The organism is Synechococcus sp. HK05 (genome assembly GCF_019104765.1).
In the GTDB taxonomy this organism is placed as follows: Bacteria; Cyanobacteriota; Cyanobacteriia; order PCC-6307; family Cyanobiaceae; genus Vulcanococcus.
On record NZ_JAHRXJ010000011.1, the window covers coordinates 254,685 to 277,004 of the forward strand.

Here is a 22,320-nt window from a genome sequence, read left to right on the forward strand (position 1 = left end):
CATTGGTTTTTCTTTCACCAGAGTTGCCAGCCCCATTTTCGGAAGTAGTGCCAAGCGCTGGCAAGATTAACAACCATTAGGCCTAAATTACGATAGTTACCACGACCCCAGCCGTGAATCACAGCAGCGACCGGCAGGTGAACGCAACGGCCGAATCGAGCCAGGCTTCGGGTAAGATCGGCATCTTCTAGATAAAGAAAGTATCGTTCATCGAATCCACCTATGCGACGAAAGGCCTCGCTGCGGATCAACATGCAGCAACCACTCAAGTAGGGCACATCGAACACATCCTGATAGTTGTGATCAGCCATCATATACCAGCGGTCATAACGTTTTAGCCAGGTGGGCTTGAGCCAGGTAGGCAAGAAACGACGACTCAAAAGACCCAGAACCGTGGGGTGGTGCTTGCAAAGCTTCTGGCAGATGTTGTTTTCATCCAGGATCTGCGGCACCGCAAGATTCACCTGCGGATGCTGCTGCAACCAGCCAAGCAACTGTTCAAAAGTACCTGGCTGCCATGAAAGATCAATGTTGAGTACTCCGATATAAGGAGGAAGTTGACCGAATCGCGTCACAAGCCGGTTAACAGCACGGCCATATCCAGGATTATCAAAATTGGTGAGAAATAGGTCAGCGCAGGTTGCTAGTGCATCCACCGGCTCACCGGGCTGATGATCATTGACCACCACGGCGTAGCCGACCTGCGGCGACAACTGTGACAAGCAGTCTTGAAGCTGCTGAACCTCGAAGCGCGAGGGGTGATAAGCCACAAACATCAGGAGAAGCTGGCGTTGTGATGCATGCACAGGCTGATCCATTGAGGCATCTGGGTTGGAGCGCACCCGACCCAATCTGGTTTGAGCTTGTCGCTGCGCTGCCTGAAGCCGTGCCATTGGTTGCAGCCAGCGCCGCGTTAAGAGGCCGCACACAGCCAACACCAAGCCCGGAATCAGCAGCGTGCTGCGGTAGGGCCAAACAACTGTGGACTGCGCATGCAGCAACCAACCCAACAGAGCAGCCATACCAAGGGAGCTACCCACCACAAGCGACCATCGCTGCAACAGCTGCCGGTAAGGCATCCAGGGCCATCCCAGGTAGGAATAGCCCCCAAAAAACCAGGCCAGCAGCAAAAAACCCAGGGCAAAAGCCGCAACATCCGCCTGAAACACAAGCGCAAGATTGTGATGGCGCAGCCGAGGAACTAGACAAACGCCCAACAGGAGCGCTCCGAGATCTAGTCCGACGTTGACCCAAAGCAATGGCCAAGCCCGTTTCATCCGGCTGCCATGCCCGCAGAGGCCTGCATACCGATGCGCTCGCCGCCATAGCACGCACGATCACGCACCTGTTGGCACCAATCAAGATTCTCAAGATACCAACGCACAGTGTGCTCTAGACCCTGCTCAAAGCTGTGCCGTGGCTTCCAGCCCAACTCAGCTGTGACCTTGCTGGCATCAATGGCATAACGACGATCATGGCCTGGCCGATCACTCACACGAGTGATCAAGCGAGCGTGCGGAGCACCGTGGGGTCGCAGCTGATCCATCAGTGCGCAGATCACCTCCACCACCTCACGATTGGTGCGTTCACTGGGACTTCCATGATCACCGGCACCGCCCACGCAGTAACTCTCCCCAAGCCGTCCACGAGTGGCGGCCAAAAGCAGCGCCTCCACGTGGTCTTCCACGTAGAGCCAGTCGCGTACATTGGCTCCGTCTCCATAGAGAGGGATCGGCTCTCCGGCAACGGCCTTGAGAATGACAACAGGGATTAATTTCTCAGGAAACTGCCAAGGGCCATAGTTGTTGGAACAGTTGGTGAGGACCACCGGCAAGCCATAGGTGTGATGCCAGGCACACACCAGATGATCGCTAGCCGCCTTACTGGCCGAATAAGGACTTCGGGGATCGTATGGCGTGACCTCCGAGAAGCGACCTGTGGCCCCCAAAGAGCCAAACACCTCGTCGGTACTGATGTGGTGGAAACGAAAGCCATCTCGCCGCTGACGGGAAAGATGCTCATAGTGATCGCGTGCGGCCTGGAGCAGGTTGAAGGTGCCACTCACATTGCTCTCGATAAAAGCAGCGGGTCCATCTATGGATCGATCAACATGGCTCTCGGCCGCCAAATGCATCACCAGGTCGGGATCAGCAGCGCGCACAGCATCAGCGGTGTTGGTCGCATCAGCCAAATCGACACGAAGGAGATGGTGACGGGGATGGGTGCCAATACTGCTGAGATCACTGGCATAACCAAGCTTGTCAAGGTTGAAGACCTCAGCTTCTGAATCAGCCAACAGGCGGCGCACCAGAGCTCCGCCAATAAAACCAGCCCCTCCAGTCACCAACACCCGACGCATGCTCTGCGGCAAAAAATTCTGAACCAATTCGGGACCTCAGCTGCTCAAGTGTAGGAAAGGGATTGAATCCAAGGTCAAGCCTGACAACAATCGAGACGCCGGTTCATCTTGATCGGGTCCAACCTCATCAGACCTTGATCTAAACGTTTTAAATGATGGCACACTTTTCATCAGACCATATGGCGTAGCACATCTGCAAGAGACTCGCGCCAGTCGTGAGGTGCTATGCCCAGGACAGCTGAGGTCATCCCACAGTCGAGCACCGAATAGGGTGGTCTTTTTGCTGGTGTGGGGTAAGCAGAACTAGGTATCGGACAAACGTCGGCAGCCTGAGTGAGCAGGCCGCAATCCACGGCCATTTCACCAATCGCGACAGCAAACTCATACCAAGTGGTGATGCCGGCATCGCTCCAATGGAGAATCGAGGGTAACGCCTGTGCTTCCTCGGATTGCCGCTGCAGAACACGCCAACAGGCCACAGCCAGACCATCTGTTGCCGTTGGACTGCCAAATTGATCCGACACGACCGATAACGGTCGGCCCTCAGCGGCTCGCTCGGCATGCAACCGCAACATCGTCAATAAGAAATTGCGCCCAACTGGACCATAAACCCAGCTGGTTCTCAAAATCACAGCCAACCCCTTCTGACCCAAACGATTGAGAACCGCTTGCTCACCCGCGGCCTTACTGACCCCATACGAGCCAAGAGGGCTGGTTAGCTGCTCGGGTCGATAGGGAACGTTCTGGTCACCATTAAACACGAAATCTGTACTGATCTGCAGCAAACGACCTCCATAACCCTGCAAGACATCTGCAAATGCTGCGGGCGCACCAGCATTAATGGCGTAGGCCAAATCTGGCTCAGCTTCTGCTTGATCAACGGCCGTGTAAGCACCAGCATTCAACACCCAGTGCGGTTGATAATCACGCACAACAGCACGACAGGCCTCCGAATCTGACAGATCAAGAGAGAGTGAACCATCTCCCCCATTTCGACTTGTCGCGATGCACTCAACGGTCGTACCAGAAAGATGTGTGGGCTGATGACGCAACAGGGCTCGCCCAAGTTGCCCAGTGGCACCAGTAATCAGAACACGCATGGCTGATCAATAAGAAATGGTGCCTGCGCATCTTTTTGCGACAACAAGGGCTTCATCTCGGAAACATTTTGAACAAAGCTTGGCCATTGGATGCCGATCTGCGGATCATCCCAACGGATTGATCGCTCACAGTCACGAGACCAATAATCAGTGGTTTTGTAGAGGACTTCAGCATGATCACTCAAGGTAAGAAACCCATGGGCAAAACCAGCCGGAACCCAAAGCTGGTCTTGATTCGAGGCATTTAAACGCACCCCAACCCACTGAGAGAAGGTTGGTGACTGGCGACGCAAATCAACCGCTACATCAAAGATCTCACCAACAACACAACGTACGAGCTTTCCCTGGGGATGAGGCGGCAGTTGGTAATGAAGACCCCTCAGCACACCCTGACTTGAGCGAGAGTGATTATCTTGGACAAATCTTGGAATGACTTGTCCTTCTTGGTCAAGGATCTGACGAAAAATATTATCATTCCAGCTCTCAAAAAAGAAGCCACGCTCATCGGCAAAAACCTTTGGCTTGATCAACAAGGGCCCCTCCAACGTGACGCCTTGAGCTGTGATCAGTCTTTGAGCGTACGTCAAGGCATGACCTCCAGGCCTTGGTGATTCTTGTCCAGCAACTGAAGGAGATAGTCTCCATATCCGCTTTTGCGAAGTGGCTGAGCCAACATCTCAAGTTGACCCGAAGAAATCCAGCCCTGGCGCCACGCCACTTCTTCAGGACAACCAACTTTCAAGCTCTGGCGATGCTCCAGAGTTCGAATATAGCTTGATGCCTCATGGAGTGAATCACACGTTCCGGTATCCAGCCAAGCCATTCCGCGACCCATTAATTCAACTTGCAATAGCCCATCATCCAAGTAAAGACGATTTAAATCAGTGATTTCCAATTCTCCTCGGGCGGAAGGAGTAACACATCTGGCTCGCTCAACAACCGATGAATCGTAAAAATACAAACCTGTTACAGCATAACGAGACTTGGGCTTAGCAGGTTTTTCTTCAATACTTAGGACACGGCCATACTGATCAAACTCCACAACGCCATAACGCTCTGGATCCCGAACTGGGTAGGCAAAAACAGATGCACCGGAGGACGCGGTGATGCTTCGCCCCAACTTGGCATCCCCGTGAAAGAGATTGTCTCCCAAAACAAGTGCAGCTGGTGCGTCTTTGAGGAAATCAGCTCCGATCAGAAACGCCTGGACCAGACCATCAGGACTGGATTGCGTGGCGTATTCAATCTGGATCCCCCAATCTGCACCATCCGATAACAGGCGTCTGAAGGCAGGCTGATCAACAGGGGTGGTGATGATCAGGATCTCTCGAATACCAGCCAGCATCAATGTGCTGAGCGGGTAATAGATCATTGGTTTGTCATAAACCGGCAACAACTGCTTGCTCACCGCCTGGGTGATCGGATGCAAGCGACTGCCACTTCCGCCAGCCAGGATGATGCCCTTACGTGAATGCACGTTTGACGTTCCAGCCCAATCTTCACAAGCCCATGATCCCACAAACAAAAAAAGGGCTGCAGCAGCAACGCCGCAGCCCTCTGTCTGAGGAGGTCGTACAGGTTGATGGTAGCGCACACAGAGAACCTAAACACCACCCGTAGAGGCATTGAAGACGGCAAACCACCATCACTGGTGCTGGAGGCTCAGCTTGGCAAGGCTGCCATCAAGCTGCCCATCTCGATCGCCTGCAGGCCGTAGCTCCAGCCCAGGTTGCTCTTGATGCCGGCGCGCTCAAGCGCCTGCTGCATCGTGTCGGTGGTGAGCACACCGAAGATCACGGGCACACCAGTATCGCGGCTCACGGCGGCCACGCCCTTGCTCACCTCGGCCACCACCACATCGAAGTGGGGGGTATCGCCGCGGATCACAGCCCCCAGGGTGATCACCACCTGGTAGCGGCCGCTGGCGGCGAGGCGTTGGGCCACCAGGGGAATCTCAAAGCTGCCGGGCACCCAGGCGGTATCGAGCTGGGTGCTGCTGGCGGACGTGTCGATGCCGTGACGCGACAGGCAATCCAGGCAACCGCTCAGCAGCTTGGCGGTGACCAAATCATTGAATCGGGCCACCACAATCGCCACGCGCAGCGACTGTGCACCAACGAACTGGCCTTCAAAAACGGTCACGCGGGCTGGCCGTGAACTCCGCTCACACTACGAAGAAGCTCATGCCCCAGTTCACCAGCACCAGGGCCACCCAGGCGAGGCCACCCAGCAGGATCAGGCGGTTGGAGCGGCCGCTGGTGTCTTCGCTGGCGTACAGCACGGGCACAGCCACGATCAGGGCGAACGACATCACCACCAGAGCCAGAACGGTGAGGGTGTTGAGGATCGTCATGGAACAGCGGCGGCGCCGGCCGAGCAGTTGAGGGATTCTCCCACGCGGGTTTGTGGTGAACGGCGGCTCAGCAGAGGTTCCTTCACATGTTGTGGTTGGTAAGCCCAAAAACGAGCCGCCTACGATCAGGCACCCGCTCCATTGCTTTGGCCGCACCGTCCCCGCAGCAGCCGGAACTGGCCCTGCAGGGAACGCTGTTCGGCCTGGAGCCTGTCGATCCAACCCCGCAGAAACAGAGCAACACAGCAGCAGCCAGCGACACCAGCTGTGATCCGCTGGATGAAGCCGCCCTGGCCGAAGACGCCAACCGCCGGCCGCGGCAACGCCAGCAACCGCAGCAACCACCGGCAGAAGACGCCACGCCGGAGCCGCCCAGCGCCGACACCCCCGACTCCGACCTGCCCCCCTGGCACCACCACAGCCTGGTGGATCCAGAGCAGCTCACGCCGATGCTGCGTCACTACGTGGAGCTCAAGGCCGCCCACCCCGAACGGGTGCTGCTCTATCGGCTGGGCGATTTTTTCGAGTGCTTCTTTGAAGACGCCATCCAGCTCTCCCGCCTGCTGGAGCTCACCCTCACCGGCAAGGAGGGCGGGAAGGCGATCGGGCGCGTGCCCATGGCCGGGATCCCCCATCACGCCGCCGAGCGCTACTGCGCCGAACTGGTGAGCCGCGGCCTGAGCGTGGCCCTCTGCGATCAGGTGGAAACCACGCCCGCCAAGGGGGCCCTGCTCAAACGCGAAATCACCCGGGTGCTCACGCCGGGCACCGTGCTCGAGGAAGGGCTGCTCAGCGCCCGCCGCAACAACTGGCTCTGCGCCGTGGTGTGTGAGCAGTCGCGCTGGGGGTTGGCGGTGGCGGATGTGAGCACCGGCGAATTCCGCGTGACGGAGCGCGACGGCAGCGATCAACTCCACCAGGAGCTGCTGCAGGTGGACGCCGCCGAAGTGCTTTGGCCGGCTCCGGCCGAGCTGCAGAGCACCGTGCCCGCGTGGTGTCCAGACGCGCTGCGGCTCACGCCCCTGCCCCGCACACCCTTCAGCGCCCAGGAAGCGCGGGTGGCCCTGCTGGAGCGCTTCCGGCTGGGCAGCCTCGATGGCCTCGGCCTCGGCGAGATGCCCCTGGGCCTGCGGGCAGCCGGCGGTTTGCTCCGCTATCTCGACGACACCCAACCCGGCAGCGCCGTGCCCCTGGAGCTGCCCACCACTTGGCAGGCAGGCGATCAGCTGGTGCTCGATGCCGCCACCCGGCGCAACCTGGAACTCACGCGCACCCAACTGAACGGCGGGCTACAGGGCTCCCTGCTCTGGGCCCTGGATCGCACCCACACCGCCATGGGTGGCCGCTGCCTGCGCCGTTGGATCGAAGCGCCGCTGGTGGATCGGGCCGCAATCCTGGCCCGGCAAGACGGGGTGAGCGAGCTGGTGCACAACCGCCGGCTGCGGGTAGCCCTACGCCGGCTCTTGCGCCCCATGGGAGATCTGGAGCGCCTGGCCGGCCGAGCTGGTGCCGGCAGCGCCTCAGCCCGCGACCTGGTGGCCCTGGCCGATGGTCTAGAGCGACTGCCCCAGCTGGCCAGCCAGATCAACGCCGCCCAAGCCGCGAGCCCGCCGCTCTCCGCCCTGGCACGCCCGTGGCCCGAACTCGACGCCCTTGCCGCCGAACTGCGCCACCAGCTGCTCGACACCCCACCCCTGAGCCTCACGGAAGGGGGCCTGATTCACGACGGCGTGGATACCCAGCTCGATGGCCTGCGCAACCAACTCGACGACCAGGAGGCCTGGCTGAATGAGCAGGAGAGCGCCGAGCGCGGCGCGAGCGGCATCAGCACCCTCAAGCTCCAGTACCACCGCACCTTTGGCTACTTCCTCGCGGTGAGCAAAGCCAAGGCGCGCAGCGTGCCCGAGCACTGGATCCGCCGCCAAACGCTCGCCAATGAAGAGCGCTTCGTCACCCCCGAGCTCAAGGCACGGGAGGGGCGCATCCTGCAGCTGCGGGCCCGGGCTGCTCAACGGGAATACGAGCTGTTCTGCGAGCTGCGCAGCCGCGTGGGGGAGCAGGCGGGCCCGATTCGCGCCGCCGCCCGGCTGGTGGCCGAACTCGATGCCATCGCCTCGCTGGCGGAAGTGGCCGCCACCAGCGGCTACTGCAAACCCGAGCTCACCGATCCAGACAGCCCGGAGGGGCGCCTGCTCCAGATCGAAGCGGGCCGCCATCCCGTGGTGGAACAACTTCTGGTGGAAGAACCCTTCACCCCCAACGACATCAGCCTCGGTTCAACGGCTAGCTCACAGGCCACAGGGGGCCCCGACCTGATCGTGCTCACCGGCCCCAACGCCAGCGGCAAGAGCTGCTATCTGCGCCAAACAGGACTGCTGCAGCTGATGGCCCAGATCGGCAGTTGGATTCCAGCCCAGAGCGCGCGGCTGGGAATCACCGATCGGATCTTCACTCGGGTGGGTGCCGGCGACGATCTGGCGGCCGGTCAATCCACCTTCATGGTGGAGATGGCCGAAACCGCCAACATCCTTCACCACGCCACGGATCGCTCTCTCGTGCTGCTCGATGAAATCGGCCGCGGCACGGCCACCTTCGATGGCCTTTCGATCGCGTGGGCCGTAGCGGAATACCTCGCCGATCAGATCAGCGCCCGCAGCGTGTTCGCCACCCATTACCACGAACTCAATGAGCTGGCCGAGCAACTGCCCAACGTGGCCAATGCCCAGGTGCTGGTGGAAGACACGGGCGAAGAGCTGCGCTTCCTGCACCGCGTGGTGAACGGCGGCGCCAACCGCAGCTACGGGATCGAAGCGGCGCGGCTGGCCGGCGTGCCCCCAGCGGTGGTGCTGCGCGCCCGCCAGGTGCTGGGCCGGATTGAGGCCAACAGCCATGTGGTGGTGGGGCCAGCGGCCGCCTGATCAGTAGGCGGCGTACGACTTTTCTTCGACCAGCTCCGAACCGCACTGCTCGTTGATGCGCCGCTTGAGAGCAGCACGCTCATCATTGCGGTGATACACGGCTCGAGCCAAATCCACAAAGCAAGGGCCGAAATCCGCCTGCCGCTCACACGCGCGAATGTCGTCTTCAATGTCCCAGAGCTGCTGACCCAGCTCAGCTAGGGCACCGGAGGGATACCCCAGGTCCTGCTGCACCACCACCGCCATCAGGGCCTGCAGCTCCCGGCTGATGTTCTGCTGCTTGGCTCCGTCAGCAATGCGCTGCTGCTTGATCTCAAGAATGGTGATCTTGTCGATCAGCTCACCCACCGAAGCCGGGATCAACAGGGGCATCAGCTTGCAGGTGCTCCAAGAGCAATCAGTCTGAACAGACGGGGGATTGATCGAGCCAAGCCCGGCGCAGCAGGGCATTCACGGCTGCTCCCACCAACCCCGCTCCGCCGCGGCTGCCCTCCAGGCGGATCTGGGGTAAGGCGCTCTGCGCCAGGTGGCGCTTGCTCTCTGCCACCCCCACAAATCCCACCGGCATGCCGATCACCAACGTCGGTGGCGCCGTTTCCCCCGCTGCCACCTGCTCCAACAACAGCTCAAGAGCGGTTGGCGCACTGCCAATCAGCACCACGGCACCTGGATGGGCCTGCAACGCCTCAGCCATGCCAGCAGCGGCTCGCGTGCTTCGCTCGGGCGCTTGCGGAGGCGCCCAATCCAACACGCTGTGCACGCTGTTACCGAAGGTGCGCCGGGCCATCGGAGCCACGGCAGCGGCGGCCATGGCGGTGTCCGTGAGGATCGCAGCGCCAGCGGCCAACGCCTGAAGGCCGGCCACACAGGCCTCTTCTGAAAAGCGCACGTCTCTGGCGAGGCTGAGGTCGCCGCTGCTGTGGATGAGGCGTAGGAGCACGTCTTGCTCCACAGGCGACCAACGCTCGAGGCTGAACGCGTGAGGTGCCGCGGAATCGGCCAGAGCAGCACGGATCAGCCGGATGCTCTCGCTGAAGATCGGATGGTCGAAGCTGGCCCGCGCCTCCGCCACACCGGAGCCTCCTTGAGAGATCCAGGCAGCTTGATCGTTCGTTGATCAGCTGGATCACCGACTGGCGGCCTTCCTCAAGCCCTGCAGCTCTGGTGTCCACGTTTGTACTGTCTGTACATAAACGGAGCAGGGAGTTACCGATGCAGAACGCCCCTCTGGGTGTCGAAGAAGCGCGGCGCCGCCTGCCGGAGCTGTTGGAGCGTGCTGCAGGCGGCGAGGCCTTTGTGATCCAGCGGCACAAAAAGCCGATGGCGGCGCTGGTGCCCGTGGGTGGCCAGCCCCCCAACGATCCCCTGGAGCGCCAGCGCCAGATCCAAAGCTTGATCAGCCTGCAGGGCAGCGGGCGAGGCTGCTGGAATCCCAACCAGAGCCACCCCGCCAGAACAGCCCTCCTGCAGCGCCTCGATCCCGCCAAGGCCCAGAGCAGCTTCAGCCCGCAACAGCTGGCACAGGGCAGTCGCATCGCCCTGGATGGATCCGCGCTGGTGGCGTTTCTTGCCGATGCAGAGGGCACGGGCAGCTACCTGCAGCCGATCATGCAAGGGATCGCCCAGGGCACCTGGCAGGGGGTGATCAGCAGCGTGAGCCTGGCACGGGTGTTCGAGGGCCCGCTGGCGCAAGGCGATGAAGCCCTGGTGCAGCGTTACGCCACTGCTTTCGCCAACCCACAGCAATGGCGGCAGGTGCCGGCGGATGGTGCGCTCGTGCTTGCCGCAGCGCGGCTGCAGCGCCAGGAACCGCAGCTCGATGAGATCCGCGCCATCGAACTCGCCACCGCCATTGCTGCGGAAGCCGCCGTGCTGGTGACTGATCACCCAGCCCTCGCCCAAACTGAGAGGCATCCGGTGCTCAGCGCCCTGCGCCTCTGACCCGCAGCCAATGCCCATTCATCTGCTCTGGGGCGATGACGAAGCCGCCCGATCCCGAGCGGTGGAAGCGCTGGTGAGCGAACGCACCGATCCCGCCTGGCAGAGCATCAACCTGGCCCGCCTCGACGGCAACGACGCCAGCCAAGCTGCGCAAGCCCTCGAAGAAGCGCGCACTCCACCCTTCGGTGGGGGTAATCGGGTGGTGGTGCTGCAGCGCAGCCCCTTCTGCAACCAGTGTCCGGCGGAGCTGGCGGAGCAACTTGAAGCCTCCCTGGCCCTGATCCCCGACAACTGCCATCTGCTGCTGGTGAGCAGCGGCAAACCCGATGCCCGCCTGCGCACCACCAAAGCGCTGCAGAAGCTGGTGAAAGCCGGCGAAGCCAGGGAGCAAAGCTTTCAGCTGCCGGCGGTGTGGGATGGCGCCGGCCAGATCGAGCTGGTGCAGCGCACCGCAAGGGAGCTGGGGCTGCAGCTGGAACCCGCCGCCGCCGAAGCCCTGAGCGACGCCATCGGCAGCGACAGCGCCCGCCTGGCCAGCGAGCTGGAGAAGCTGGCGCTCTATGTGGGCGCGCAGCCGGGCAGCAAGGGTCCACAACCAGCGATCACCGCGGCGGCGGTGGAGGCCCTGGTGGGCAGCCACGCCACCAATGCCCTGCAGGTGGGCGATGCCCTGCTGGCCGGCAAGCCAGCAGAAGCCGTGGCACTGGTGGATGCGCTGCTGGCAGCCAACGAGCCGGCGCTGCGGATCGTGGCCACCCTCTGCGGGCAGATCCGCGGCTGGCTCTGGGTAAGCCTGCTGGATCAGCAGGGCGAAAACGATGTGAACGCCATCGCCAAGGCCGCCGGGATCGGCAACCCCAAACGCATCTATGTGATGCGCAAACAGATCCGCGGCCGCAAGCCGGCCCGCTTCCTGGCGCTGCTGCGCCAGCTGCTCGAGGTGGAAGCCGCCCTCAAACGGGGCGCCGATCCGGGCGATGCCTTCCGCGACGGCTTCCTTTTGGCTCCTTGAGAGTCGCCGGGCTGCACCCAGCGCAACCCTTCGAAACCCCACATACGACAATCAGCCGTTAACACTGCACGCGCCCTCCCCATGGCCCTGCTGGTCCAGAAGTTCGGCGGCACCTCCGTGGCCGATGTGGAGCGGATCCAGGCCGTGGCCCAGCGCATCGCCACCAGCCGTCAAGCAGGAAACGATCTGGTGATCGTGGTGTCTGCCATGGGGCACACCACCGATGAGCTCACGGGCCTGGCCCGCGCCATCAGCAGCAACCCACCCCAGCGGGAGATGGACATGCTGCTGGCCACCGGGGAGCAGGTGTCGATCGCGCTGCTGGCGATGGCGCTGAACGCTCTGGGGGTGCCAGCGGTGTCGATGACCGGGCCTCAGGTGGGCATCCTCACCGAATCGGCCCACGGCCGCGCCCGCATCCTCGAGGTGCGCACCGATCGGCTGCAGCGCCTGCTGGGCGACGGGAACGTGGTGGTGGTGGCCGGCTTCCAGGGCACCAGCAGCGGCCTGAGCGGCCTGCCCGAGATCACAACCCTCGGCCGCGGCGGCTCCGACACCTCCGCTGTTGCCTTAGCCGCGGCCCTAGGGGCCGATGCCTGCGAGATCTACACCGATGTGCCGGGGGTGCTCACCACCGACCCGCGCAAGGTGGCCGATGCCCAGCTGATGGACACGATCACCTGCAACGAGATGCTGGAACTGGCAAGCCTCGGGGCGGCGGTGCTGCACCCGCGGGCGGTGGAGATCGCCCGCAACTACGGGGTGCCCTTGGTGGTGCGCTCCAGCTGGAGTGATCAGCCCGGCACCCTGCTCACCAGCGACGCCGCCAGCCGCCGCGGCAGCGGTGAGGGCCTGGAGCTGGGCAAGCCGGTGGATGGCGCCGAGCTCGACACCGACCAAGCCGTGCTGGCCTTGGCACACGTGCCCGATCGCCCGGGCGTGGCCGCTCAGCTGTTTGAAGCGCTTTCGGCAGCGGGGCTGAACGTGGATCTGATCGTGCAATCCACCCACGAAGCCGATACCCACTGCAGCGGCGATCACTGCGGCTTCACCAACGACATCGCCTTCACCGTGGCCGAAGCGCAGCTCGATCGGGCTCAGCTGGTGTGCCGCGAGGTGTTGGCGGCGATGGGCCCCGGCGCGGAGAGCGCCACCATCAGCGCCGAAGGCGGCATGGCGAAGCTGAGCATCGCCGGCGCCGGGATCATGGGCCGCCCCGGTGTGGCCGCCCGCCTGTTCGACACCCTGGCGAAGGGGGGCATCAACCTGCGCCTGATCGCCACCAGCGAAGTGAAGGTGAGCTGCCTGGTGGCCGGCCAGCAAGGCAGCAAGGCACTGCAGGCCGCGGCCCAGTGCTTCGAGCTCAACGAGCGGCAGCTGCATCTCAACCCGCCCCCCTCCGGCGCCGGCGAACCGGAAGTGCGGGGTGTGGCCCTCGATCGCGATCAAGCTCAGGTGGCCGTGCGCCGCATCCCCGACAAGCCCGGCACCGCAGCGGCTGTATGCCGCGTGCTCGCCGATGCGGGCATCAGCCTCGATGCGATTGTTCAATCGGAGCGCAGCCATGGCTCCGGCGATCAACAAAGCCGCGATATGGGCTTCTGCCTCAAGCGCGATGAGCTGGAGCGCGCCCGCACGGCCCTGCAACCGCTGCTCAACCAGTGGCCAGGCGCCAGCTTCGAGGAGGGCATGGCCATCGCGCGGGTGAGCGCCGTGGGGGCCGGAATGCCCTGCACCGCAGGAACGGCCGCCCGCATGTTCCGGTCTCTGGCGCAAGCGGGGGTGAACATCGAAATGATCGCCACCAGCGAAATCCGCACCAGCTGCGTGGTGCCGGAAGCCGATGGCGTGAAGGCCTTGCAGGTGGTGCATGCCGCCTTTGGTTTAGGCGGCGCGGTGCAGCACCAAGCTCAGGGAACTGAGGCACCCGTGTGATCTGATGCCGTAATGCCCTGGGCCCGTCCTCGACTTCCACTGCTGATTGCAGCCTTGCTAGACGCTTCTGGTCTGGTAGTTCTCGGGCTGCTCTTCAGTTATGGCATCGGTGATGGCTTTGGAGAGTCAGCATCGCAAGTGAGATCGTTCCTAACCCTTGTGGCAATTTATTGCAGTCTGGGCTGGTTATTCGGATCTTATACACTTCTCAAACTAAGAAGTCCAACCTGGATTCAAGCGCTCGCCCGTTTGAGCACCACCTCAATCGCCAGCGTAATCTTAGCGATCGCCTATGGCTATATTTTTCGTTTACAAATCACCAGCAGCCTCTTTTTCCGCAGCAACCTGATCCCTCAATTTATTGTGCTGGCCTTATGGAGTGGCCTAGTGCGCTGGGTTCTACGCCGTCACTGGCCACAACGGCAACGGGCCCGATGGCACATTGTGGCTCTTGAGCACGAAATCCCGGGTGTTATTAAGGAATGGAGCCTCTGCCAGCCTGAAGGACCGCTGCCAACCATCACGGATGTGAAGAGTTGGCCAACCAAAAACATCACCGATTCAGAGGCCTTAGCGCTCAGTGCCGGTGTGATCAACGATCCAGCCTTGCGAGTGTTTTGCCAGGAGGCTGTCAGCCGCGGCCAGCCTGTTTACTCGGTTGTTGATCTCGCCGAACAAGAGTTCCAGCGCATCCCCTGCCGGTGGATTGAACATCAGTGGCTATTGTTTTCTGGAGGCATCGATGGCCAACGCACAACCCTCCAAAAACAATTCAAGCGCTATGCCGATGTAGTGGTAAGCCTAGCCCTATTGCTGATCACCTCTCCAGTACTCCTGGTTGCTTTCGTGCTCGTGAAACTCCAAGACGGCGGCACATTGATCTACAAGCAAAGACGGACGGGTTTATTCGGTAAAACATTTTATGTGCTTAAAATCCGCAGTATGAGCGTGGAGAGCGGACAAATCACCGCCCAGTGGGCCAAAACAAATGATGCACGCATCACACCTGTGGGGCGATGGCTCAGACGCACGCGCCTCGATGAACTACCTCAATTGATCAATGTTTTACGCGGTGAGATGAGCTTGATTGGTCCCAGACCAGAACAACCAGAACTTGAGCATTGCCTGGAAGAAAATATACCCAATTACAGGCTTCGCCATTGGATGCGTCCAGGCTTGAGCGGATGGGCTCAAGTGAACATGCCTTACACATCAAGCATCTCAGACACCGAGAAAAAGCTAAGTTATGACTTATTCTATATTAAAAATTCCACAATCTGGCTTGACTTGCTAATCCTATTCAAAACAATTAAAATTGTTTTGAAAGGTGCTGGCCGTTAATGCTTTTGCTCCTCTCTTAACTTCACAACTTGGCCGCGATTCCTTTGGGCTCCAGCATCAGCTTGCTGCCGCTCACGCTCTCATCCATCTCGATCGGATAGGCGCCATCGAAGCAAGCGGTGCAGAAGTGGGAGGCATTGGCCTGGGCCGCTTCCACCATGCCTTCTTTGGTGAGGTAGGCGAGGGAATCCACGCCCAAGTGAGCGGCGATCTCCTCGAGGGTGAGGCGGGCGGCGATCAGCTGGTCCTGGGTGTCGGTGTCGATGCCGTAGAAGCAGGGGTGCGTGACGGGCGGTGAGCTGATGCGCATGTGCACCTCGGTGGCACCGGCATCGCGGATCGCCGCCACGAGCTTGCGGCTGGTGGTGCCGCGCACGATCGAGTCGTCGATCACCACCACGCGCTTACCGGCAAGCACGTCCGGCAGGGGGTTGAGCTTCACGCGGATGCCGGCCTCGCGCATCGCCTGGGTGGGCTGAATGAAGGTTCGGCCCACGTAGCGGTTTTTGATCAGGCCATCGCCGAAGGGGATACCGCTGTACTGCGAATAGCCGATCGCGGCGGGGATGCCTGAGTCGGGAACGCCGATCACGATGTCGGCCTCCACCGGAGTTTCGCGGGCGAGCACTTCACCGATGCGAACGCGGTAGCTGTAGAGCGATTCGCCGAAGAAACGGCTGTCGGGCCGGGCGAAATAGATCATCTCGAACACGCACAACTTGGCGGGTTCGGTGATCCAGCGGCTGCGCGTGGGTTCTGGATCACCCAGGCGGAAATGCATGATTTCGCCGGGCTCCACATCGCCATCGAAGCTGGCGCCGATGATGTCGAGTCCGCAGGTTTCGCTGCTCACCACCCACTGGGCCTCACTGGGCTCACCCATATGGCCAAACACCAGCGGACGGATGCCGTGGCCATCGCGCAGGGCGTAGAGGCCCTCGGGTGTGCCGATCACGAGGCTGAAGGCACCCCGGCAGCGGCTGGCGGCCTCGCGGATCGCCGCATCCCAGCCCAGGCCCTGATTCACAGCGTGCTGGATCGCGAAGGCGATCAGCTCGGAATCGGTGGTGGAGGTGAACTCCACTTCCGGGATATCAGCCGCGATGGCTTCCCGCAGCTCACCGGCATTCACGAGGTTGCCGTTGTGGGCAAAGGCAAGCGGGCCGAGGCGCGTGTTGAGCAGCACCGGCTGGGCGTTGCAAGCTTTGCTGCTGCCGGTGGTGGAGTAGCGGTTGTGGCCGATGGCCAGCTGGCCGGGCAGCCGCTCGAGCACGCTCTGATCAAACACCTGGCTCACCAGGCCCATGTCTTTGTGCATCCGCACCTTGGGGCCTGCGCTCGCGCCGGAAGCCCCAGGCTGATCTGCGGCCGAGGCCGCATCAAACACCGCGATCCCGGCCGACTCCTGGCCGCGGTGCTGCAGGGCGTAGAGGCCGAAGTAGGTGAGGTTGGCCACCGGCTGATCGGTGGCCAACACGGCAAACACGCCGCAGGCCTCTTCCGGCTTGTCGGGGCGTTCGGGGTTGAACTCTGAAGCGGGGGAACGCGAGACGGAGTGCACGTCGGTCACCGCAGTTCCCACCTTCTGGTTTGTTTCAGCATTGTGCATCAGCGCTGCCTTCATGCTGTGGGCGGCAGATCCACGCCCATGCGCCGGGGGATTGCCTGCTCGAACTGGGCCTGCAGCTGCGCCACCGGCAGTTGAAGCAGCGGCTGGCCGGCCTGCTGAATCTGCAGCTCAGCCTCCGAGGCCACCACACCCAGGCACTGAGCCGGAATGCCGGCTGCATCCACAGCCTCTTGCCAGGCGGCGGTCTGCGCCGGGGCGACGCTCACCAGGATGCGGGCGCCGCCTTCAGCGAACAGCAGCCGATCCACGCGGGCGACGCTGGCGGGGATCTCCAGATGGGCACCCAAGCCGCTGGCGATACAGGCTTCCGCCGCGGCCACCGCCAGGCCGCCATCGCTCAAGTCATGAGCGGAGCGCACCAGGCCGGCGGCGATCGCCTGGCGCAGGAAGCCCTGCACCGCGCGCTCCAGCGCCAGATCAATCTCGGGCGGGCGCCCCGTGACGGCTCCATGGATCCGCTCCAGGTAGCTGCTGCCAGCCAGGCTCAGGCGCGGATCGGCGGGAGCATCTCCTGCCTCCAACGGCACCCCCAGCAGCCAGATCGCATCGCCGGCGTCCCGCCAGGCCTGGCCGCGCACATGGGCCAGATCGTGCACCAGGCCCACCATGCCCACCACGGGGGTGGGGTGGATCGGCTGCATGCGCCCATCCGGCAGGCGGGTTTCGTTGTAGAGGGAGACGTTGCCGCCGGTGACGGGCGTATCCAGCGCCGAGCAGGCGGCTGAGAGACCGCGGCAGGCCAAGGCCAGCTGCCAGTAGCCGGTGGGGGTTTCAGGGGAAGGGAAATTGAGGTTGTCGGTGACAGCCAGGGGCTCGGCGCCCACGCAGCTGAGGTTGCGGGCGGCTTCGGCCACCGCGGCCATGCCACCGCGCTCGGGATCGAGGGCCACCCAGCGGTTGGGGCAATCCACCACGGCCGCAACACCGCGGCTGGCGCCATCGGTGCTCGCCTGGGGCCGCAGGCGCACCACGGCTGCATCGGCGCCGCCAGGGGGCACCACGGTGTTGGCCTGAACCTGATGGTCGTACTGGCGATACACCCAGCGCTTGGAGGCGATGGTGGGATCGTCGAGCAGCTGCAGCAGCGCCGCGTTCCAGCTGAGGGCGGTGACACCGGCAGGGGTGATGCCGTTGGCGCCAGCGGCCGGAAGCTCGCTCTCGCTCCAGCGCCAGTGGGCCTGGATCTCGGCCGGAGGTTCGCTGATCAGCTCGTGGCGGTTGATTGGGGTGTCGTCCGCCAGGGCACTGGCGGGCACCTCGGCTGCCACTTCGCCGTTCTGAAGCACCCGCACGATGTTGTCTTCCAGCACGCGGCCCACCACGGCCGCCTGCAGGCCCCAGCGGGTGAAGCTCTGCATCAGCGCCTGCTCGCGGCCGGGCTTCACCACAAACAACATCCGCTCCTGGGATTCGCTCAGCAGAAACTCGTAGGGGGTCATGCCGGCCTCACGGGCGGGCACGCGATCGAGATCCAACTCGATGCCCAGGCCCCCCTTGGCGGCCATCTCTGAGCAGCTGCAAGTGAGGCCGGCGGCGCCCATGTCTTGGGCGGCCACCACATCACCGGTTTGGAAGGCCTCGAGGCAGGCCTCGATCAGACCCTTCTCGAGGAAGGGATCACCCACCTGCACGGCGGGGCGATCGTCGAGGGAGGCCTCGGTGAGTTCGGCCGAGGCGAAGCTGGCGCCGCCCATGCCGTCGCGGCCGGTGGTGCTGCCCACGTACACCACGGGATAGCCCACGCCCTCGGCGCCGGAGCAAACGATCTCCTCGGTTTCCATCAGCCCCAGCGCCATGGCATTCACCAGAGGGTTGCCGGAGTAGCTGGGGTCGAAGGCCACTTCGCCGCCCACGGTGGGCACGCCCACGCAGTTGCCGTAGTGGGCGATGCCGGCCACCACGCCCTCCATCAGACCCACGTTGCGCTCGTCCTCCAGCGGGCCGAAGCGCAGGGCATTGAGCAGGGCGATCGGGCGGGCACCCATCGTGAAGATGTCGCGCAGGATGCCGCCCACGCCCGTAGCTGCCCCCTGGAACGGCTCCACGGCCGAGGGGTGGTTATGACTCTCGATCTTGAAAGCGAGGCGCTGGCCCTCGCCCAGATCCACCACACCGGCGTTCTCACCGGGGCCCACCAGGATGCGCGGGCCGGTGGTGGGGAAGCCCTGCAGCAGCGGCCGGGAGTTCCGGTAGCAGCAGTGCTCCGACCACATCACCCCAAACATGCCCAGCTCAGCGCGGTTGGGGGCGCGGCCGAGGCGGCGGCAAATCTCGTCGTAGTCGGCCTGGCTCAGGTTCTCCTTACTAAGCGCGTCGGGAACGGAGTAAGTGGGAGAGGCGTACTCGGAAGCAGCGACCACGAACAGAGGAGCAGATCACCCCAGTCTCGCCTAGCGACTCAACCAAGTTCTCCTATGGCAGTTGCTGGTAGCCCAACCGTCAGCTTTTTGATCTCCGAAATGGTTAAGTCTCCACCAGTGTAAACGGCCTCGAGGCGTTTACCAACGTAAATCCCAATACCATCGAGCCTCCCAAAATAATTACTGTTAATCAACGTCGGAAGGAATCGCAATTGACGCGTAGAGGCACCCACGATGCCAATTTGGTCTTCCGTTCCCAGTTCAGAAACTTCATCAACAGTCAACTGATTACGATTCACCTGCTTAGAGCCATCACGAGTTATCAATATCCGGGAAGAGAATTCATCGTCTTTGCTAACGAACTTATTTGAACCTAGACCACCGATAAGTTCATCCAAACCTCCACCACCAATCAAAATATCATTACCAGATTCGGCATTGATGAGGTCACTACCCAGGCCGCCTGTCAACACATCATCATCAGGAGTGCCGACTAACTTTTGAGGAAGAAAAACATTAGAAGTAGTGACTTCTGTCTCTTGGCCCCATATTTGCTTCAGAGCAGCTAAGTCACTAGACGAAAAAACTGTAGGCCAACGATCGCCAAGAGGGTCTCGATAAGCCATGATTGTTTCCTCTGGAAACGCACTTAGCGATGGCAAATCACTTACGAAAACATCACTATCAAAATCATCAAAAGGATGCTCAAGGCCAAGTGTGTGGCCAAGCTCATGTAGAGCAGCATAGTACAAATAACTCAAATCGCCTTCAAAGGCGGGTGCATTTAAGAATATCTCCCAGAACGATGATTCGACATTTTCATTTGTCAACGCCAAACCCAACAAAACACCATCAGGATCAAGGTCAGGAAGTTCAATTTTCGAGTCTAAATAAAATCTCACATCAGCAAGGTCAGGCTTATTGACAATCCTAAAGTCGATATCAATCTCGGCATCTAACTTTTCGAGTGAGTTCAGTAAAAACTGGTATAGCTGATCATCAATTTCCAAGGCTTGAATCGTTTGAGCACCTATAAATCCACCGCTAACATCGACGGGGCCTCCGAAACGATTTAGATAGATATCGATGACGCTATCTTTAACGACTTTTTGTTGGCTAAAATCCCTGAAATCTGGCTGTATTAGGAGATCAGGAGGAATGGCACGAAGAGAAATTTCGCCAAATGAGTGAGAATCTAAATATTTAGTAGTGTCAAGCCCAGCTACTAAGCATTGATAACACATTCTAGTTTTTTAAAGCAAGATACCACTATAAGGGAGACACCGTTGCTGCTGACGCGTAGCTGGTCCTTGGCTGGAGGCCTCATCTCCCAAGCCTCGACTCGACTTACTTCAAAACCAGGGATCCTCATCACTGTCTTCAGAGTTTGGATCTTGCTGTCCCATGCTCGAGTCCTGACGTTGGTCTGGGATATCTGGCCAAACCCAAGACTCATCCGTGCGAGGCTGGGGTGTTGACGCAAGCGGCTCTTCCTCCAGCCACCCCTCGAGCCGCTCATCGAAGCGATCCCGGAGGCGCTCGGTTTCCTCTTGCAGCTGGTCGCGCCAGCGGCGGCCGCGACGCAGGAATTCCTGGCGGACGCTGGCACGGGCCAGCGGCAGATCATCCAGACCGCTCAGCCCCGTGAACACCTGGCCGGGCTGCTGATCGCTGATACGTTCGGGGCTGAGGCGCCAGCGGCTGCTGCCCGGCAGGCGCGGATCGCTGCGCGACACCAGATAGTGCACGATGCGGCCGGTGCTGAGCTCCACCGCAGCGTCGGCCACGCTGCCGATCACCTCACCCTGGCGATCGAGCAGCGCCGCTTCGATCAAGGTGGGCAGCCGATCCACCGTGGGGAGGTCGGTATCGGCCCCGGGGCCCTTCACCAGGGCTTCCAGCTCACTGAGGCCGCGCAGCTGATCGAGCCGCCAGGCCTGACGGCGATCACCAAAGGCTGAGGGCTTGCTGATCCAACCCAGCAAGCGATGCACCGGCGGATGCATCCAGGCCAGCGCGCCGGCGCCATGGTCGATGCCCTGATCGCAGCGCACGCGGCGGCGCAGCAGATCGCTCAACAGCAGTTGCTCCGGCAGGCTCACTGGCGGATCTGCACCGGCATCACCAGATAGGTGAACGCTGAATCATCCTGGGGTGCCAGCACCACCGGCGTGGTGGGGGCGTTGCAGCGCAGTTCCACCCGCTCAGCGCTCATCGCTTTGAGGCCCTCGAGCACGTAGCGCACGTTGAAGGCAATCTGAATGGCATCGCCGTTCACCTCAGCGGCGATCGCTTCGGAGCCACTACCCACATCCTGAGCATCGGCACTGATGGCCAACTGGCCTGCCGCCGGATCACTGCTGATCTTCACCACGTTGTTGTGCTGATCGGCGAGCACCGCCACACGCTCCAGCGCGCCAAGCAAGCCCTTGCGATCGAGCTTGAGGCTGCGGGCAAAGCTCTCAGGGATGAGCTGGCGGTAGTTGGGGTAGGTGCCATCGAGGCTGCGGCTGGTGAGCACCTGATCGGCCCACTGGAACACCACCTGGCCGCGATCGCAAAACAGGCTCACCGGATCGCTGCCACCGCGGCTGGAGAGCAAGCGCTCGAGCTCCCGCAGCGAACGGGCCGGCACCGTGACATCGAGATCCGCCTCGCCCTCGGCGCTGTTTTGCAACCGCAGCACCGCCAGGCGGTGGCCATCGGTGGCCGCACATTCCAGCCCTTCCGCATCCAGGCCCAGGTGCACCCCGGTGAGCAGCTGCTTGGCTTCATCGCTGCTGCTGGCAAACAGCGTGGCCCGCAGGCCTTTGACCAACACCTCGGGGTCCAGCTTGATCGGGGTGGCGGCTTGAGCGAGCGGCAGCTCAGGGAAGTCTTCCGCGGGCATGCCACGCATCTGGTAGCTGCCGGAGGCGCTGGTGAGCTCCACCTGTTCACCCCCTTCCTCACAGCTGAGGCTGATCGGGCTATCGGAAGGCATGCGGGCCACGATCTCGCCGAACAAGCGCGCCGGCAGGGTGATCGCACCGCTGCTGTGCACCGAGGCGCTGAGGCTGGTTTGGATGCCGAGGCTCAGATCGAAACCGGTGAGGCTGAGCCGCCCTGTGCCGGCATCAGCCGTGAGCAACACGTTGGCCAGCACCGGGTGGGTGGGCCGCCCTGCCACGGCACGGCTCACCAGCTGAAGGCTGGCGTTGAGTTCGGCCTGGGAGCAGACCAGCTTCATGGCAGGGGCTAAGCGGCCCCCACGCTTCCACAACGCGGTGGGAAGTGCAACGGGCCTGGCGAGCGGTTTCCCCGCTTCTCCCCAACCCGGGGTCTAACGGATCAAAAGTTTTTAAAACCAAAACCCAATCCCGTAGCCGTAG

The 22,320-nt window shown here is 61.8% G+C and carries 19 protein-coding genes; 5 read left to right on the forward strand and 14 right to left on the reverse strand.

The features are described 5' to 3' along the window. Positions 1 to 14: 14 nt before the first annotated feature. From KUL97_RS13770 to psbZ, 7 genes are all read right to left on the reverse strand, one after another. Positions 15 to 1,277 (reverse strand): glycosyltransferase family 2 protein, encoded by a 1,263-nt coding sequence (locus tag KUL97_RS13770; RefSeq protein WP_254896420.1) that lies wholly within the window; start codon positions 1,275 to 1,277, stop codon positions 15 to 17. Further along, positions 1,274 to 2,359, reverse strand: a complete 1,086-nt coding sequence (gene rfbB / locus KUL97_RS10705; protein ID WP_217797305.1) for a dTDP-glucose 4,6-dehydratase — start codon at positions 2,357 to 2,359, stop codon at positions 1,274 to 1,276. Before rfbB ends, KUL97_RS13770 begins: the two co-directional genes overlap by 4 nt. A gap of 170 nt (positions 2,360 to 2,529) precedes the next feature. Beyond that, positions 2,530 to 3,459 carry a dTDP-4-dehydrorhamnose reductase gene (rfbD, locus tag KUL97_RS10710; RefSeq protein WP_217796968.1) on the reverse strand — a complete coding sequence of 310 codons (930 nt, stop codon included), beginning with the start codon at positions 3,457 to 3,459 and terminating at the stop codon, positions 2,530 to 2,532. Beyond that, entirely contained in the window at positions 3,447 to 4,046 is a 600-nt protein-coding gene (gene rfbC, locus KUL97_RS10715; RefSeq protein ID WP_254896421.1) for a dTDP-4-dehydrorhamnose 3,5-epimerase, read from the reverse strand. The genes rfbD and rfbC overlap by 13 nt, the downstream gene beginning before the upstream one ends. Then, on the reverse strand, positions 4,043 to 4,936 hold the full coding sequence (gene rfbA / locus KUL97_RS10720) for a glucose-1-phosphate thymidylyltransferase RfbA (RefSeq protein ID WP_217796969.1): 894 nt from the start codon (positions 4,934 to 4,936) through the stop codon (positions 4,043 to 4,045). Before rfbA ends, rfbC begins: the two co-directional genes overlap by 4 nt. Before the next feature lie 185 nt (positions 4,937 to 5,121). Beyond that, the gene (gene ribH, locus KUL97_RS10725; protein WP_217796970.1) at positions 5,122 to 5,601 is read right to left on the reverse strand and encodes a 6,7-dimethyl-8-ribityllumazine synthase; all 480 of its coding nucleotides are present in this window, start codon (positions 5,599 to 5,601) and stop codon (positions 5,122 to 5,124) included. A gap of 22 nt (positions 5,602 to 5,623) precedes the next feature. Continuing rightward, a complete protein-coding gene (gene psbZ, locus KUL97_RS10730; protein ID WP_010312528.1) occupies positions 5,624 to 5,812 on the reverse strand; it encodes a photosystem II reaction center protein PsbZ in 189 nt (62 codons plus the stop codon). 146 nt (positions 5,813 to 5,958) lie between these two features. Between psbZ and mutS the strand changes: the two genes are divergently transcribed. Further along, complete coding sequence (gene mutS / locus KUL97_RS10735) at positions 5,959 to 8,730, forward strand: DNA mismatch repair protein MutS (protein WP_217796971.1); 2,772 nt, start codon at positions 5,959 to 5,961, stop codon at positions 8,728 to 8,730. Here mutS and KUL97_RS10740 read toward each other — a convergent pair whose 3' ends face one another. Continuing rightward, positions 8,731 to 9,102: a DUF6165 family protein gene (locus KUL97_RS10740; RefSeq protein ID WP_217796972.1), complete on the reverse strand. Its 372-nt coding sequence runs from the start codon at positions 9,100 to 9,102 to the stop codon at positions 8,731 to 8,733. A 25-nt stretch (positions 9,103 to 9,127) separates the two neighbouring features. Beyond that, positions 9,128 to 9,802 carry a precorrin-8X methylmutase gene (locus KUL97_RS10745; RefSeq protein WP_217796973.1) on the reverse strand — a complete coding sequence of 225 codons (675 nt, stop codon included), beginning with the start codon at positions 9,800 to 9,802 and terminating at the stop codon, positions 9,128 to 9,130. Positions 9,803 to 9,942: 140 nt separating this feature from the next. Here KUL97_RS10745 and KUL97_RS10750 point away from each other — a divergent pair, with 140 nt between their 5' ends. From KUL97_RS10750 to KUL97_RS10765, 4 genes are all read left to right on the forward strand, one after another. Next, positions 9,943 to 10,671, forward strand: coding sequence for a type II toxin-antitoxin system Phd/YefM family antitoxin (locus KUL97_RS10750; RefSeq protein ID WP_217796974.1), 729 nt, complete (start codon positions 9,943 to 9,945; stop codon positions 10,669 to 10,671). Positions 10,672 to 10,681: 10 nt separating this feature from the next. After that, positions 10,682 to 11,683: a DNA polymerase III subunit delta gene (holA, locus tag KUL97_RS10755; RefSeq protein WP_217796975.1), complete on the forward strand. Its 1,002-nt coding sequence runs from the start codon at positions 10,682 to 10,684 to the stop codon at positions 11,681 to 11,683. Between the two features lie 81 nt (positions 11,684 to 11,764). Further along, positions 11,765 to 13,618 (forward strand): aspartate kinase, encoded by a 1,854-nt coding sequence (locus KUL97_RS10760; RefSeq protein WP_217796976.1) that lies wholly within the window; start codon positions 11,765 to 11,767, stop codon positions 13,616 to 13,618. A gap of 12 nt (positions 13,619 to 13,630) precedes the next feature. Next, positions 13,631 to 14,959 (forward strand): exopolysaccharide biosynthesis polyprenyl glycosylphosphotransferase, encoded by a 1,329-nt coding sequence (locus KUL97_RS10765; RefSeq protein WP_217796977.1) that lies wholly within the window; start codon positions 13,631 to 13,633, stop codon positions 14,957 to 14,959. Between the two features lie 22 nt (positions 14,960 to 14,981). Here KUL97_RS10765 and purF read toward each other — a convergent pair whose 3' ends face one another. The 5 genes from purF to dnaN form a co-directional block, all read right to left on the reverse strand. Beyond that, the gene (purF, locus tag KUL97_RS10770) at positions 14,982 to 16,568 is read right to left on the reverse strand and encodes an amidophosphoribosyltransferase (protein WP_254896422.1); all 1,587 of its coding nucleotides are present in this window, start codon (positions 16,566 to 16,568) and stop codon (positions 14,982 to 14,984) included. An 11-nt stretch (positions 16,569 to 16,579) separates the two neighbouring features. Beyond that, positions 16,580 to 18,883, reverse strand: a complete 2,304-nt coding sequence (gene purL / locus KUL97_RS10775) for a phosphoribosylformylglycinamidine synthase subunit PurL (protein ID WP_217797308.1) — start codon at positions 18,881 to 18,883, stop codon at positions 16,580 to 16,582. A 104-nt stretch (positions 18,884 to 18,987) separates the two neighbouring features. Continuing rightward, complete coding sequence (locus tag KUL97_RS10780) at positions 18,988 to 20,193, reverse strand: M10 family metallopeptidase (protein WP_217796978.1); 1,206 nt, start codon at positions 20,191 to 20,193, stop codon at positions 18,988 to 18,990. Positions 20,194 to 20,301: 108 nt separating this feature from the next. Then, positions 20,302 to 21,051 (reverse strand): RNA methyltransferase, encoded by a 750-nt coding sequence (locus KUL97_RS10785; RefSeq protein WP_217796979.1) that lies wholly within the window; start codon positions 21,049 to 21,051, stop codon positions 20,302 to 20,304. Continuing rightward, positions 21,048 to 22,178: a DNA polymerase III subunit beta gene (dnaN, locus tag KUL97_RS10790; RefSeq protein ID WP_217796980.1), complete on the reverse strand. Its 1,131-nt coding sequence runs from the start codon at positions 22,176 to 22,178 to the stop codon at positions 21,048 to 21,050. Before dnaN ends, KUL97_RS10785 begins: the two co-directional genes overlap by 4 nt. Positions 22,179 to 22,320: the final 142 nt, after the last annotated feature.

Excerpts from the sequence above, each read along its gene's own strand:
- KUL97_RS13770 (WP_254896420.1), bottom strand. The coding sequence starts at position 1,277 with ATGAAACGGGCTTGGCCATTGCTTTGGGTCAACGTCGGACTAGATCTC.
- rfbB (WP_217797305.1), bottom strand. The coding sequence starts at position 2,359 with ATGCGTCGGGTGTTGGTGACTGGAGGGGCTGGTTTTATTGGCGGAGCT.
- rfbD (WP_217796968.1), bottom strand. The coding sequence starts at position 3,459 with ATGCGTGTTCTGATTACTGGTGCCACTGGGCAACTTGGGCGAGCCCTG.
- psbZ (WP_010312528.1), bottom strand. The coding sequence starts at position 5,812 with ATGACGATCCTCAACACCCTCACCGTTCTGGCTCTGGTGGTGATGTCG.
- KUL97_RS10740 (WP_217796972.1), bottom strand. The coding sequence starts at position 9,102 with ATGCCCCTGTTGATCCCGGCTTCGGTGGGTGAGCTGATCGACAAGATC.
- KUL97_RS10750 (WP_217796974.1), top strand. The coding sequence starts at position 9,943 with ATGCAGAACGCCCCTCTGGGTGTCGAAGAAGCGCGGCGCCGCCTGCCG.
- holA (WP_217796975.1), top strand. The coding sequence starts at position 10,682 with ATGCCCATTCATCTGCTCTGGGGCGATGACGAAGCCGCCCGATCCCGA.
- KUL97_RS10760 (WP_217796976.1), top strand. The coding sequence starts at position 11,765 with ATGGCCCTGCTGGTCCAGAAGTTCGGCGGCACCTCCGTGGCCGATGTG.
- KUL97_RS10765 (WP_217796977.1), top strand. The coding sequence starts at position 13,631 with ATGCCCTGGGCCCGTCCTCGACTTCCACTGCTGATTGCAGCCTTGCTA.
- purF (WP_254896422.1), bottom strand. The coding sequence starts at position 16,568 with ATGCACAATGCTGAAACAAACCAGAAGGTGGGAACTGCGGTGACCGAC.
- KUL97_RS10780 (WP_217796978.1), bottom strand. The coding sequence starts at position 20,193 with ATGTGTTATCAATGCTTAGTAGCTGGGCTTGACACTACTAAATATTTA.
- dnaN (WP_217796980.1), bottom strand. The coding sequence starts at position 22,178 with ATGAAGCTGGTCTGCTCCCAGGCCGAACTCAACGCCAGCCTTCAGCTG.